The sequence below is a fragment of the Pseudomonas sp. 15A4 genome (assembly GCF_016925575.1).
Taxonomy (GTDB): Bacteria; Pseudomonadota; Gammaproteobacteria; order Pseudomonadales; family Pseudomonadaceae; genus Aquipseudomonas.
Window position 1 is genome coordinate 1,454,886 of sequence record NZ_CP068986.1, and the last position, 13,564, is coordinate 1,468,449.

11 protein-coding genes and 1 pseudogene are annotated in these 13,564 nt (G+C 61.0%); 6 read left to right on the forward strand and 6 right to left on the reverse strand.

What is annotated here, in order from left to right; all coding sequences use genetic code 11:
• Window positions 1–128 precede the first annotated feature (128 nt).
• Window positions 129–575, forward strand: coding sequence for a response regulator (locus JN403_RS06430; RefSeq protein ID WP_163022123.1), 447 nt, complete (start codon window positions 129–131; stop codon window positions 573–575).
• Between the two features lie 97 nt (window positions 576–672).
• Here JN403_RS06430 and JN403_RS06435 read toward each other — a convergent pair whose 3' ends face one another.
• Window positions 673–2,850: a malate synthase G gene (locus JN403_RS06435; protein ID WP_205486280.1), complete on the reverse strand. Its 2,178-nt coding sequence runs from the start codon at window positions 2,848–2,850 to the stop codon at window positions 673–675.
• A gap of 480 nt (window positions 2,851–3,330) precedes the next feature.
• Between JN403_RS06435 and JN403_RS06440 the strand changes: the two genes are divergently transcribed.
• Window positions 3,331–3,849, forward strand: a complete 519-nt coding sequence (locus JN403_RS06440; protein WP_172609940.1) for an ACT domain-containing protein — start codon at window positions 3,331–3,333, stop codon at window positions 3,847–3,849.
• A 60-nt stretch (window positions 3,850–3,909) separates the two neighbouring features.
• Here the strand turns inward: JN403_RS06440 and rarD are convergent, their stop codons facing one another.
• From rarD to JN403_RS06465, 5 genes are all read right to left on the reverse strand, one after another.
• Entirely contained in the window at window positions 3,910–4,803 is an 894-nt protein-coding gene (rarD, locus tag JN403_RS06445) for an EamA family transporter RarD (protein ID WP_205486282.1), read from the reverse strand.
• Window positions 4,804–4,858: 55 nt separating this feature from the next.
• Window positions 4,859–5,833: a serine/threonine protein kinase gene (locus tag JN403_RS06450; RefSeq protein WP_205486293.1), complete on the reverse strand. Its 975-nt coding sequence runs from the start codon at window positions 5,831–5,833 to the stop codon at window positions 4,859–4,861.
• Window positions 5,834–5,987: 154 nt separating this feature from the next.
• A complete protein-coding gene (locus JN403_RS06455; protein WP_205486295.1) occupies window positions 5,988–7,901 on the reverse strand; it encodes a PhoX family phosphatase in 1,914 nt (637 codons plus the stop codon).
• Between the two features lie 103 nt (window positions 7,902–8,004).
• Window positions 8,005–8,769: a TOBE domain-containing protein gene (locus JN403_RS06460; protein ID WP_205486298.1), complete on the reverse strand. Its 765-nt coding sequence runs from the start codon at window positions 8,767–8,769 to the stop codon at window positions 8,005–8,007.
• 92 nt (window positions 8,770–8,861) lie between these two features.
• Window positions 8,862–9,596, reverse strand: coding sequence for a ComF family protein (locus JN403_RS06465; protein WP_205486300.1), 735 nt, complete (start codon window positions 9,594–9,596; stop codon window positions 8,862–8,864).
• A 110-nt stretch (window positions 9,597–9,706) separates the two neighbouring features.
• Between JN403_RS06465 and bioB the strand changes: the two genes are divergently transcribed.
• The 4 genes and pseudogenes from bioB to bioC all read left to right on the forward strand — a co-directional run bounded on the left by bioB (window position 9,707) and on the right by bioC (window position 13,548).
• A complete protein-coding gene (gene bioB / locus JN403_RS06470) occupies window positions 9,707–10,762 on the forward strand; it encodes a biotin synthase BioB (protein WP_172609934.1) in 1,056 nt (351 codons plus the stop codon).
• A gap of 31 nt (window positions 10,763–10,793) precedes the next feature.
• Window positions 10,794–11,984: an 8-amino-7-oxononanoate synthase gene (bioF, locus tag JN403_RS06475; protein ID WP_205486303.1), complete on the forward strand. Its 1,191-nt coding sequence runs from the start codon at window positions 10,794–10,796 to the stop codon at window positions 11,982–11,984.
• Window positions 11,977–12,707 (forward strand): annotated as a pseudogene (locus tag JN403_RS06480) (alpha/beta fold hydrolase). The gene bioF and the pseudogene JN403_RS06480 overlap by 8 nt, the downstream one beginning before the upstream one ends.
• Complete coding sequence (gene bioC, locus JN403_RS06485; RefSeq protein WP_205486318.1) at window positions 12,700–13,548, forward strand: malonyl-ACP O-methyltransferase BioC; 849 nt, start codon at window positions 12,700–12,702, stop codon at window positions 13,546–13,548. The pseudogene JN403_RS06480 and the gene bioC overlap by 8 nt, the downstream one beginning before the upstream one ends.
• Window positions 13,549–13,564 lie beyond the last annotated feature (16 nt).

Genomic DNA, 13,564 nt, shown 5'->3' on the forward strand with positions numbered 1-13,564 from the left:
CAAGGTGTAATACCGCAGCGATGCAGTGAGCACGAGGCTTTAAGGGCCCGGCATGAAGCCGACAGGATGTGCAGCGTATCAATCGTTTGCGCTGTCAGAATTGAAGTCGACAGGAAGATGAGACGGGTATGTTCGATCACAGTATTTTGAGTGATGAAGAGCGCGAAGCCCTCAATGAGGTAATGCTCGCGCCTGCATCCCAATCGCCACAACGGGTGTTGATCGTCGATGACGACAAGGATGCTCGGGAAGTTCTGGCCGAAATTCTCAGTCTCAATGACATCAGCTGCATCACCGCCGCCGGCGGCACCAGCGCCATGCATTTGCTGCAGACCCGGCCGTCCATTGCGCTGTTGATCACCGATCTGCGCATGGCGCCGTGCGACGGGCTGGACCTGATCCGTCGCGTGCGTGAATCGGACCGTGCGGAGTTGCCGATCATTATCGTGTCCGGCGACGCCAATGTGCGCGACGCCATCGACGCCATGCACCTGAGCGTGGTGGATTTTCTGCTCAAGCCGATCAACACCAAGCAGCTGTTGCGCCTGGTGAAGCGAGAACTGGAAATGGCCTGATAACGCCGCCTTCGAGCTGCGTTTTGCCATAAAAAGTTGTGCAATAAAAAAGGCGGTGTCCACTTAACTGGACACCGCCTTTTTGTTTGGGCGCTGATTACGCGCCGTGTTTCGCCTTGAACTCCCGACGGCGACGGTGCAGGACCGGCTCGGTGTAGCCATTGGGCTGCAGCGTGCCTTCGATCACCAGCTCGACCGCTGCCTGAAACGCGATGTTGCTGTCGAAGTCCGGCGCCAGCGGGCGATACAGCCCATCGCCTGCGTTCTGACGGTCCACCACCGGCGCCATGCGCTTCAGACTTTCCATCACCTGCTGCTCGCTGACGACACCATGGCGCAGCCAGTTGGCGATGTGCTGGCTGGAAATCCGCAGCGTGGCACGGTCCTCCATCAGGCCGATGTCGTTGATGTCCGGCACCTTCGAGCAGCCTACGCCCTGATCGATCCAGCGCACCACATAACCGAGGATGCCCTGTGAGTTGTTGTCCAGCTCGTTTTGAATCTCTTCGGCTGTCCAGTCGGTGTTCGGCGCCAGCGGAATGGTCAGGATGTCGTCGACCGAGGCCGGCGCGCGCTGGGCCAGTTCAGCCTGACGCGCGAACACATCGACCTTGTGGTAATGAAGTGCATGCAGCGCCGCGGCGGTAGGCGACGGAACCCAAGCGGTATTGGCGCCGGCCAGTGGGTGGGCGATTTTCTGTTCGAGCATCGCGGCCATCAAGTCAGGCATCGCCCACATGCCTTTGCCGATTTGCGCGCGCCCTTGCAGACCGCATTTCAAGCCGATATCGACATTTGAATTTTCATACGCGCCGATCCACTTTTCAGCCTTCATCTGCGCCTTGCGCACGACAGGCCCCGCTTCCATGGATGTGTGAATCTCGTCGCCCGTGCGGTCCAGGAAGCCCGTGTTGATGAACACCACACGCTCGCTTGCCGCCTGAATGCACGCCTTGAGGTTGATCGTGGTGCGACGCTCTTCGTCCATGATCCCGACTTTCAGCGTGTTTCGCGGCAGGTTCAGCACAGCCTCAATGCGCCCGAACAACTCGTTGGTGAATGCCACTTCTTCCGGGCCGTGCATCTTCGGTTTGACGATGTACACCGAGCCCGTGCGGCTGTTGGCACGGGAGGTATTGCCCTTGAGGTTGTGGATGGCCGCGAGGCTGGTCAGCAGGCCGTCAAGAATGCCCTCCGGCACTTCGTTGCCCTGATTGTCGAGGATTGCATCGATGGTCATCAGGTGACCGACGTTGCGCACGAACAACAGCGAGCGGCCATGCAGCGTGACGGGCTCACCGGTGGGTGAGGTGTAGACGCGGTCGGCGTTCATCGTACGGGTAAAACTCGTACCGCCTTTGGAGACTTCTTCGGACAGATCACCCTTCATCAGCCCGAGCCAGTTGCGGTACACGACCACCTTGTCGTCAGCGTCGACGGCGGCGATGGAGTCTTCACAATCCATGATGGTGGTCAGCGCCGCTTCCATCAGCACGTCTTTGACGCCGGCCGGATCGGTCTGGCCGACCGGGCTCGCGGCGTCGATCTGGAGTTCAAAGTGCAGGCCGTTGTGCTTGAACAGCAGCGCAGTCGGCGTCGACGCGTCGCCCTGGAAGCCGATCAGTTGAGCATCATCGCGCAGGCCGGTATTGCTGCCGCCCTTGAGGCTGACGATCAACATGCCATCGACCAGTTTGTAGCCGGTCGAGTCAACATGGGAGCCCGCCGACAGCGGGGCGGCTTCGTCCAGAAACCTGCGGGCGAAGGCAATGACTTTGTCGCCGCGTACCCGGTTGTAGCCCTGGCCCTTTTCCGCGCCGCCCGCTTCGCTGATGGCGTCGGTACCGTACAGCGCGTCATACAGCGAGCCCCAGCGGGCATTCGAAGCATTGAGCGCAAAGCGTGCGTTCATCACCGGCACCACCAATTGCGGGCCGGCCATGCGAGCGATTTCTTCATCGACGTGTTGTGTGGTGATCTGGAATTCCGACGGTTCCGGCAGCAGATAGCCTATTTCCAGCAGGAACGCCTTGTAGGCAGCTGCGTCGTGGGCGTTGCCAACATTGGACTGATGCCAAGCGTCGATACGCGCCTGGAATTCATCTCGTTTGGCGAGCAGGGCTTTGTTCTTGGGCGCGAGCTCGTGGATGAGCGCATCGGCACCGGCCCAGAATGCAGCGGCGTCGAGGCCGGTTCCAGGAATGGCTTCGTTGTTCACGAAATCCAGCAGGACGTTGGCGACCCGCAGGCCACCGACTTGAACGTGTTCAGTCATTGCTTGCCTCACTCTGCTCAGCTATCTGCGCTTCAATCATGAGCGCTTTCTTGTTAAAGCCATCGACGTCACTGCGAGCCCTTCCAGAACATGCCGGTACGGGCGGCTGGGCGGGGCGGCGGGCACCTGAGGTGAAGCGCGGAAACAGGTTTTGGCCTTGCAGGAACATCGGATCAGGCCTGGATTCGACATCTATGTAGTGAACGCGAAGCGATACTACATGATGAGTTGCGGCATGAAAATCAGACTGAAAGTGCACCGAGCGACCAAACTTAGGCATTCGGTCACGCAACGGTGTTGGATGTTCTCAAAGAACGTGCAGATTGTTCCAGATAATTATTAGGATCGTACACAAAAAATCCTGCAGCATTGACGCCACTGCACGCCGGGTAGACGTGCCTATACTCCCTGCAACCACCCGCAACCCACGAGGCGTGGTATTAAACAGGCCTCAGTCGCTGCACATAAAAGGAGTCGTTTGTGGATCATCTTATCGTCACGGTGTCTGCGCCAGACAAGCCAGGCGTGGTCGAGCAGCTCGCGGCATGCATTGCCGATCACGGTGGCAATTGGCTGGAAAGCCGTATGTCACACATGGCGGGGCAGTTCGCCGGGATCCTGCGGGTCAGCGCGCCGGTCGACGCGCATCCGCCCCTGCGCAGCGCGCTGGAAGGGCTATCGGCAAAAGGCATCCGCGTCCTGTTCGCCGAAGTCCTTCCAGAATCCTTGCCGGAGTGGCGGCCCATCACCATGGAGCTGGTGGGCAATGATCGATCCGGGATCGTGCGCGACGTCACTCGCGTGCTGACCGAGCAAGGCGTCAACCTGGAGCATCTGGTGACCAGCGTGGAGCCAGCACCCATGAGCAGCGAAACGCTGTTTCGCGCCCATGCCGAGTTGGGATTGCCGATGGATCTTTCACTGGATGTGCTGCAACAGCGGCTGGAAACCCTGGCGGATGACCTGATGGTGGAACTGCATTTGCCGACGGACGAGTAAACAATGTCGCCGCTGTAGGCTCTGCTCGTTAGAAGGCCTACAGCGAATTACCCTATTCCATCAGGCTTGGGCGCGTCTGCGCAGGGAGCGCCAGGCGTCGATGCTGTAGATGATCAACCCGGACCAGATGAAGGCGAAGGTTACCAAGGTGGCCGAGGGCATGTGTTCGTCGTACAGCACAACCGCCAGGGCCAGCACGAGCGTCGGTGCGATGTACTGCAAAAAGCCCAGCGTCGCGTAGGGCAAATGCCTTGCTGCAGCGTTGAAGCACACCAGCGGCACGAGGGTCACCGGTCCGGCCGCCGCCAGCCATAGTGCCTGCGATGTGGTCCAGAATTCCGGCCGTGCGCTGTGGGCGAGCGGGTTGAAAATCAACCAGCCCACGGCCAGCGGCACCAGAATCCAGGTCTCCACCACCAGCCCGGGCAATGCAGCCACCGGTGCTTTTTTGCGAATCAGGCCGTAGAAGCCGAAGGTGAACGCCAGCGCGAGCGACACCCACGGCAGGCTCCCCACCTGCCAGACCTGCTGAAGCACACCGATCAACGCCAGCATCACTGCGACCCATTGCAAGGGGCGCAGTCTTTCACGCAGCAGCACCATGCCGAGCATCACGTTGATCAGTGGGTTGATGAAGTAGCCAAGGCTGGCTTCGACCATGTGGTTGTTGTTCACGGCCCAGACGTAAATCAGCCAGTTAGCGGCGATCAGCGTGCCGCTGCAGGCGAGAATGGCAAGTCGTTTGGGATTGTCCCGCAGCTCTTGCCACCAGCCGGGATGCTTCCAGACCAGCAGCAGAAGCGAACCGAAGATGGCCGACCAGATCGCCCGATTGACGATGATTTCCAGCGAAGGAACGCTCGCCAGCACCTTGAAGTAAATCGGAAACAGCCCCCAGATGATGTAGGCGCTCAGGCCCAGAATGTACCCGCGACGCGGGTTGGCAGCTTGCATGGGTGGTCCTTCGGCAAGTTTTTTGTTGTGGTGACCTGCAGGGTATTCAGCGTTTTCAGAACAGCTTCAGCGGTTCCTCGTTCAGCGCGGTCAACTGCTCGCGCAGCGCCAGTACCTGGTCGCCCCAATAGCGTTCGGTGCCGAACCAGGAAAAGCTGTGGGGGAACGCCGGATCGTCCCAACGACGGGCCAACCAGGCGCTGTAATGCAACAGGCGCAGTGCGCGCAGCGGTTCGATGAGCGCCAGTTCACGGGGATCGAAATCGTGAAACTCGTTGTAGCCGTCCATCAATTCCGACAGCTGACTCAGACAGTCCTGACGATCACCCGCGAGCATCATCCAGACATCCTGCACCGCCGGGCCCATGCGGCAGTCGTCGAGGTCGACGATGTGGAAGATGTCGTCGCGGGTCATCATGTTGCCGGGGTGGCAATCGCCGTGCATGCGAATGTTCTGATGGGGCGTGGCGGCGTAGACGTCTTCGACGCGCTTGAGCAGGTCTTTGGCAACGGATTCATAGGCTGGCAGCAGGCTGCGCGGAATCACGTTGTTGTCCAGCAGGTAGTTCAGCGAGTTGTGGCCGAAGTTCTGCACGCCGAGGGCTTCGCGGTGCTGGAACGGGCGCGTGGCGCCGACGGCATGGATGCGCCCCAGCAACTGGCCGAGACGGTAAAGCTGCTCGAGATTGCCGGGCTCTGGCGCGCGGCCGCCACGACGGGGGAAGAGGGTGAAACGAAAACCGGCGTGCTCGAACAGAGTCTCGCCGTTGTGCACGAGGGGCGCGACGACCGGGATTTCGACGTCGGCGAGTTCGGCGGTGAAGCTGTGCTCTTCGAGAATGGCTTCGTTGGTCCAGCGATCGGGCCGGTAGAACTTGGCAATCAGCGGCTGCTGTTCATCGATGCCGACCTGATAGACGCGGTTCTCATAGCTGTTGAGCGCGAGAATACGGGCGTCGGTGACAAAGCCGATGCTCTCGACGGCGTCCAGCACCAGGTCAGGTGTAAGTGTTGCGAACGGGTGGGCCATGCTAACTCCTGCGCGCAGCAGGCTGCCGCGTCGGGCCAGTCATGGTAACTCAGGCGTGTTACACCTGACACAGCGCGTTACACCCGCTGCCGTTGATTCAGTGGAATCCCCATCCCGCCGATTGCCTCTTTTGCGGGATGGGGAAGCGCGCTCGTTATGCGCCGATCACGCCGCCATCCTCCCGCGTGATCACCATCACCGATGACCTCGGCTTGCCATTCGGCAAGTGCTCGGGGAAGGTTGAACCGCCGTTTTCACCAGGGTGCTGAATGCCGACGAACAGCGCTTTCTGGTCGGGCGCGAAGCTGATGCCGGTGACTTCACAACCTACCGGCCCGACCATGAACCGGCGGATCTCTCCGCTTGCAGGGTCGGCGCACAGCATCTGGTTATTGCCCATGCCTGCGAAGTCGCCGGCATTGGTGGAGTCGCCATCCGTCAGAATCCACAGCCGCCCGGCCACGTCGAAACCCAGGCCATCCGGGCTGTTGAACATGTTCTGCGGATTGATGTTGTTTGATCCACCCTGGGGCGTACCGGCATGCACACCCGGGTTGCCGGCGACCACAAACAAGTCCCACGCGAAGTCCATGGCGGCGGCATCTGACCCGGTTTCCTGCCAGCGCAGAATCTGCCCGTACTGGTTTTTCGCCCGGGGATTCGGACCGCCGACCGGCTGGCCTTCATCGCCGCGCTTGATGTTGTTGGTCAGTGTGCAATAGACCTGGCCGTCCTTGGGGCTGACGACGATCCACTCGGGCCGGTCCATGCGAGTCGCTTTCACCTGGCTCGCCGCCAGACGCGCATGAATGAGCACTTCAGCCTGATTGGCGAAACCACTGGCCGCGTCGATGCCGTTCTTGCCGTAGCTCAGTTCAATCCACATGCCCTGGCCTTTCGGGTGATCAAGGTTGCTGTCGCCAGCGTCGAACTGCGCCACGTACAGCGTGCCGTGGTCGAGGATGTCGCGGTTGGCCTTCGGGTTCTTGTGATCGACCTTGTCGCGGCTGATGAATTTGTAGATGAACTCGCCGCGCTCATCGTCGCCCATGTACACCACGACCCGGCCGTCCTTTGTCTCCGTCAGCGCAGCGTTTTCGTGTTTGAAGCGGCCCAGGGCGGTGCGTTTGACCGGCGTGGATTTCGGATCGAACGGGTCGATCTCCACCACCCAGCCATGGCGATTGGGTTCGTTGGGGTTTTTCGCGACGTCAAAGCGCGGGTCGTGCAAGTGCCAATTCACTTCCTTGCTGGCGGCCGTCACACCATAGCGTTTGGTCGCGGCGTCGAAGGTCTGTGCCGGATCGCTGCTGCCGAAGCAGTCGGTGAAGTTCTCTTCGCAGGTCAGATAGGTGCCCCACGGCGTCTTGCCGTTGGCGCAGTTCTGGAAGGTCCCGAGGACGCTCTTGCCGGCTTTGTCCGCGGCCGTCTTCAGCCATTCATGGCCGGCAGCCGGGCCGCTCAGGTGAATCGGCGTATTGGCGTGAATGCGCCGGTTGTATTTGGAGCCTTGCACGAACGTCCACTGCTGCCCCTCGCGCTTGACCTCAATCACCGACACACCTTCGCTGGCCTGGGCCTTGTGCACGTCTTCGGCGGATTGCGGGTCTTTGCCGTGATCGAAGAGGTAGCGGTAATTGGTGTATTCGTTGTTGATCGCCATCAGTGCGCGGCCGGCGGTCTCCGGCTTGTCGCCGGGGAAGGTAAACAAGCTCATGCCGTCATTGTTGTCGCCGAATTGCAGCTCCTGCATCTTTGCAGTGCCTTTGCCGCTGGGGTCAAATGCCGGGCCGTTGACGTGCAGCGGCTGGCCCCAACTGATCAGGACCGAGGAGCGATAGCCGGGCGGCAGACTGATGCTGTCGGCGGTGGAAGAGGGGATGCTGTCGAAGCCAAGCAGCGTGCTGTTGGCGGCGCTGACACTGTCGGCCATCACGCTGCGGCTGAGCAGGTTGCCCCCGAGAAACATCGCCGCGCCGCACAGGGCGCCCGCGCTGATGAATCCGCGTCGGGTCAGGCCAACCATGTTTTCGAGGTCGGTGGATTGGTTATCTTTTAATAGCGTCATCACGGGCTCCCTGCGGTTTAGGGCAAAACCCTATGCAGTTCGGATGACGTTATTGTGTCGGTCAGATGACGAGTCGGGCGTCGGGCTTACGTGCAAGCGGCTCTTAAAGCGGTGTGCCGAGCAGAATATTCGAGGGTGCAAATTGAACCTTGATCTCGCCGCCGACCTTGAGCTGCAAGGCGTGCAGCAAGTCCGCATCGACCACCGCACAGAGAATCTGGTGGCTGGGAAGGACAATTCTGACTTCACTCGGGCCGTCATCGGCGTTGAGAATTTCCTCGATTTGACCGGTGAGGCAATTGTGTCCGGTTGTTTCAGCCTGGTCAGGCGCTATTAATTCCAGCCAGCCGGCCTTGATCAGGGCGAACACATCCGTGCCGATCTCAAGCCCCAGTCGCAAGCTGCTGTCGTGGGTGATCTGCGCCTTGATCGACAAGCCGCCCGCAAGCTGCAACGTGATCATGTCGTTGCGGCCCTGAGAACGAACGGCGCTGACCTGACCATGCAGCTGATTGCGCGCGCTGGTACGCAGCATCAAGCGGCTGAGCAAGGCGAGGTCATCGGATTCCTCCGAGGTTTCCAGCAGTTGGGTCTGCAACGCCTGCAAGCGCTGATAAAGCCGCAGCACCCGCTCGCCTTCGGCCGACAATTTCGCGCCGCCGCCCCCTCGACCGCCGACGCTGCGCTCGACCAGCGGTTGCTGCGCCAGGTTGTTCAGCTCATCAATGGCGTCCCATGTCGCCTTGTAGCTCAGCCCTGCGCTCTTTGCTGCACGGGTGATCGAACCCTGCTCGGCAATGTGCTGCAACAGCGCAATGCGATGGGGGCGACGAACCATGTGCTGGGTGAGGGACGGCGGTAGTGACATAGGGGGTCGGATGCGCTGAGAGTGATGAAGCCGGAGTGTAAGGCAAAACGGCTTATGCCCAAATCCCGCGGGTTTCTTAACCTCCCGGCTTTTTAATCCCCTGGCTTCGGCGTCCTCGCCAGACAATACACGTCCACCGATTGGGCGCCGGCCTTGAGCAACAGTTCTGCCAGTGCGTTGGCCGTAGAGCCGGTGGTGAGGACGTCATCAATCAGTGCGAGGTGCTTGCCGATGATCGGCGTCGCGTCCTTCAGCGCAAAGGCGGACGCCAGGTTGCGCTTTCTGGCTTTCGCATCCAGGCCCTGCTGCGAGGGTGTTTCCTTTACACGGCCAATCACGCGCTCATCGACGGGTAAGTCCAATCGCGCACCGAGCCAGTTCGCCAGCATCGCCGCTTGATTGAAGCCCCTCTGACGCAACCGCTTTTTGGCCAGTGGCACCGGGATAAGAACGTCGGGTCGCCGCAGGCCTTCATTAAAGCGGTGCTGCAGGGTTTCGCTCAACAGCTCCGCCAGTAGTCGGCCGAGCGGCCATTTGCCCTGATGCTTGAAGCGTGTGACCAGCGCGTCGATCGGGAAGTCGTAAAGCCACGGAGCGACAACTTCATTGAAGGCCGGAGGCTGGCGATTACAGGCGCCGCAGGTCAAACCGGACATCGGCATGGGCAATGCGCATCGGTCGCACTGGTCAATCAACCAAGGCAGTTCGCGTTCACAGGGCACGCAGATCGGCGTGGTGGAATCAGTCGCCTCATCGCACAGCAGACATGTCTGTGCGTTTTTTAACCAGATGTAAACCTCACGCCCGTTATATGGTTGACAGCGCATGTCGCTTCCTTAAATATGCCGAACATCCGTGTTGCGCCTATGGGCTTTCCGGTTTTGCCGCTGGGCAAAGCCGCCCGGGTCATCGTCCAGAAAACATCAAGGAGCCGCCCATGAGCGCCAGCATCAATGCCAACCTGCGTCACGACTGGAATCTAGCCGAGGTCAAGGCGCTGTTCACACAGCCATTCAATGACCTGCTGTTTCAGGCGCAAACCGTGCACCGCGCTCACTTCGACGCCAACCGCGTGCAGGTCTCGACCCTGCTGTCGATCAAAACCGGCGCCTGCCCGGAAGACTGCAAGTACTGCCCGCAATCGGGCCACTACAACACAGGTCTGGAAAAAGAAAAGCTGATGCAGGTCCAGCAAGTGCTGGAAGAAGCCGCACGCGCCAAGGCCATTGGTTCGACCCGTTTCTGCATGGGTGCGGCATGGAAACACCCGTCGGCCAAAGACATGCCCTACGTGCTGGAGATGGTCAAAGGCGTCAAGGCCATGGGCCTGGAAACCTGCATGACCCTTGGCAAGCTGGATCAGGACCAGACCCAGGCGCTGGCCGCCGCAGGCCTTGATTACTACAACCACAACCTCGACACCTCGCCGGATTTCTACACCAGCATCATCACCACCCGCACCTACAGCGATCGCCTGCAGACCCTGGCGTACGTACGTGATTCGGGGATGAAGATCTGCTCCGGCGGCATTCTGGGCATGGGGGAATCCCTGGACGACCGCGCCAATCTGCTGATCCAGCTGGCCAACCTGCCAGAGCACCCGGAATCCGTACCGATCAACATGCTGGTGAAAGTGGCCGGCACGCCGCTGGAAAACGCCGAGGATATCGATCCGTTCGATTTCATCCGCATGCTGGCCGTCGCGCGCATCCTGATGCCGCAATCCCACGTGCGTCTGTCCGCCGGCCGCGAAGCCATGAATGACCAGATGCAGGCCTTGGCGTTCTTCGCCGGCGCCAACTCGATCTTCTACGGCGACAAACTGCTGACCACCGCCAACCCGCAGTCCGACAAGGACATGCAGCTGTTCTCGCGTCTGGGCATTCAGCCAGAAGCCCGGGAAGAGCACTCGGACGAGGTGCATCAGGCCGCCATCGAACAAGCGCTGATCGAGCAGAAAAGCAGCGAGCTGTTTTACGACGCGGCTGTTTGAATCTTCATCAGTGGCTTGACTCGAGGCCTGCATGTCCTTTGATCTGAACGCACGTCTCGCTGCCCGTCGTGCCGAGCACCTTTACCGTCAGCGGCCCTTGCTGCAAAGCCCGCAGGGCCCTGAAGTCATTGTCGACGGCAAGAAGCTGCTGGCGTTCTGCAACAACGATTACATGGGGCTGGCCAATCACCCCGAAGTCATCGCGGCCTGGCAAGCCGGCGCCGAGCGCTGGGGCGTCGGCGGTGGTGCTTCGCATTTGGTGATCGGCCACAGCACGCCCCATCACGCCCTCGAAGAAGCCCTCGCCGAGTTCACCGGGCGGCCCCGCACGCTGTTGTTCTCCAATGGCTACATGGCCAACCTCGGCACGGTCACCGCGTTGGTCGGGCAGGGCGATACGGTGCTGGAAGATCGCCTCAATCATGCTTCGTTGCTTGATGCCGGCCTGCTCAGCGGCGCGCGTTTTTCCCGCTATCTGCACAACGACTGCGACAGCCTAGCCAGCCGGTTGGACAAAGCCGTCGGCGACACGCTGGTGGTTACCGACGGCGTGTTCAGCATGGACGGCGACGTCGCTGACCTGCCCGCGCTGGCCAAGGCGGCCAAAGCCAAAAATGCGTGGCTGATGGTCGACGATGCCCACGGCTTCGGCCCGCTGGGCGCGAACGGTGCAGGCATAGTCGAACACTTCGGCTTGGGCATCGATGACATTCCGGTGCTGATCGGCACGCTGGGTAAGTCCTTCGGCACGGCCGGCGCGTTCGTCGCGGGGAGCGAAGAGTTGATCGAAACGCTGATCCAGTTCGCCCGCCCCTATATCTACACCACCAGTCAGCCGCCAGCGCTGGCGTGCGCGACCCTTAAAAGCCTCGAACTGCTGCGCTCCGAACACTGGCGGCGTGAGCACCTGGCGGCACTCATCAAGCAGTTTCGCGCTGGCGCTCAAGCCCTTGGCCTGGCGCTGATGGACAGTTTCACGCCCATCCAGCCAATCTTGATTGGCGACAGCGGGCGCGCGTTGCGGCTGTCGCAGTTGCTGCGAGAGCGCGGCGTGATGGTCACCGCCATTCGGCCGCCGACGGTGCCTGCGGGCAGCGCGCGTTTACGCGTGACATTGTCCGCCGCCCACAGCGAAGCGCAGGTGCAGCTATTGTTGAATGCACTGGAGCAGTGTTTTCCGCTGCTGGGCGTAGACGAATCTTCGGAGCTGAACCATGCGTGATCAGTTGATCCTGTTGCCCGGTTGGGGCCTTGGCGTTTCTCCTCTGGAACCGCTGGCGGCGGCGCTGCGCGGGCTCGACGAACATTTGCGGGTCGTGATCGAGCCTTTGCCTGACATGGACACTGACAACCTCGACGAATGGCTCGATGAGCTGGATTCGACATTGCCCGACAACGTCTGGCTGGGCGGTTGGTCCCTGGGTGGCATGCTCGCCGCCGAACTCGCTGCGCGCAGGGGCGAGCGCTGCTGTGGGCTGGCGACGTTTGCAAGCAACGTCTGCTTCGTGGCCCGCAGCGAGTGGCCCAACGCGATGCCACAAACGGATTTCGACGCGTTCATTGCCGGTTGCAAGGCCGACCTGGACGCAACGCTCAAGCGCTTCACCCTGTTATGCGTGCAAGGTGCCGAAGAACCCCGAGCGCTGTCGAGACAACTGAAAGCCTGCGCCCCCACGGCACCAGTGCCGGTTTGATCGAAGGCCTGAAGCTGCTCGAGCAAATGGACACGCGCAAAGCGCTGCAAGGGTTTCGCGGTCCTCAATTGCATCTGTTCGGCGGTCTAGACGCGTTGGTGCCCGCTGAAGCATCGGCTGACTTGCTTTGCCTCCAGCCTGACATCGAAGTCGGCGTGATCGAGCAGGCCAGTCACGCTTTTATTCTGGAAAACCCGCACGGCGTCGCCGCTGCAGTTCATGCGTTTTTACACGAGTCCGGTGATGACTGATCTCTCCCATTGCGCGGTGCTGAAGGCCGTGAAACAGCAACAGGCATCCGGGCAACAGACCCTGCCTGACAAGCGTCAGGTGGCGGCGTCCTTCTCGAAGGCCGCGGCGAGTTACGACAGCGTGGCCGACTTGCAGCGCGCCGTCGGCACCGAGCTGATGACGCGACTGCCAGCCTTGGCACCCTCCCGCTGGCTGGACCTGGGCAGCGGCACCGGTTGCTTCAGCCGCGCGCTGGCGCAGACGTTTCCTGAGAGCGAAGGCGTTGCGCTCGACATCGCCGAAGGCATGCTGCGTTATGCACGCCCGTTAGGGGGCGCCACTCATTACGTGTCAGGCGACGCGGAGCATCTTCCGCTGCGCGACGCGAGCGTCGATCTAATGTTCTCCAGCCTGGCGGTGCAATGGTGCCCGGATTTTTCCGCGGTGCTGAGCGAAGCGCGTCGTGTGCTGAAACCGGGCGGCGTGTTCGCTTTTGCCAGCCTCTGCGTCGGGACGCTGGTTGAACTGCGCGACAGCTGGCAGGCGGTGGACGGCATGGTCCACGTCAACCGCTTCCGCGAGCGCGAGGCGTATCAACGCCTCTGCGCGGACAGTGGTCTGAGCGTGCGCAGCCTCGAAGTCTTGCCCCACGTGCTGCACTATCCCGACGTGCGCAGCCTGACCCACGAGCTCAAGGCATTGGGTGCGCACAACATCAATCCAGGTCGCCCGGGAGGCCTGACCGGCCGCGCGCGAATTCAGGCTTTGATGGAGGCGTACGAAAGGCTTCGTCAGGAAAAAGGCCTGCCCGCCACGTATCAGGTGGTGTACGCCGTCTTGGCGAAGCCTGATATTGATTAAAAAATGATCTATTGGT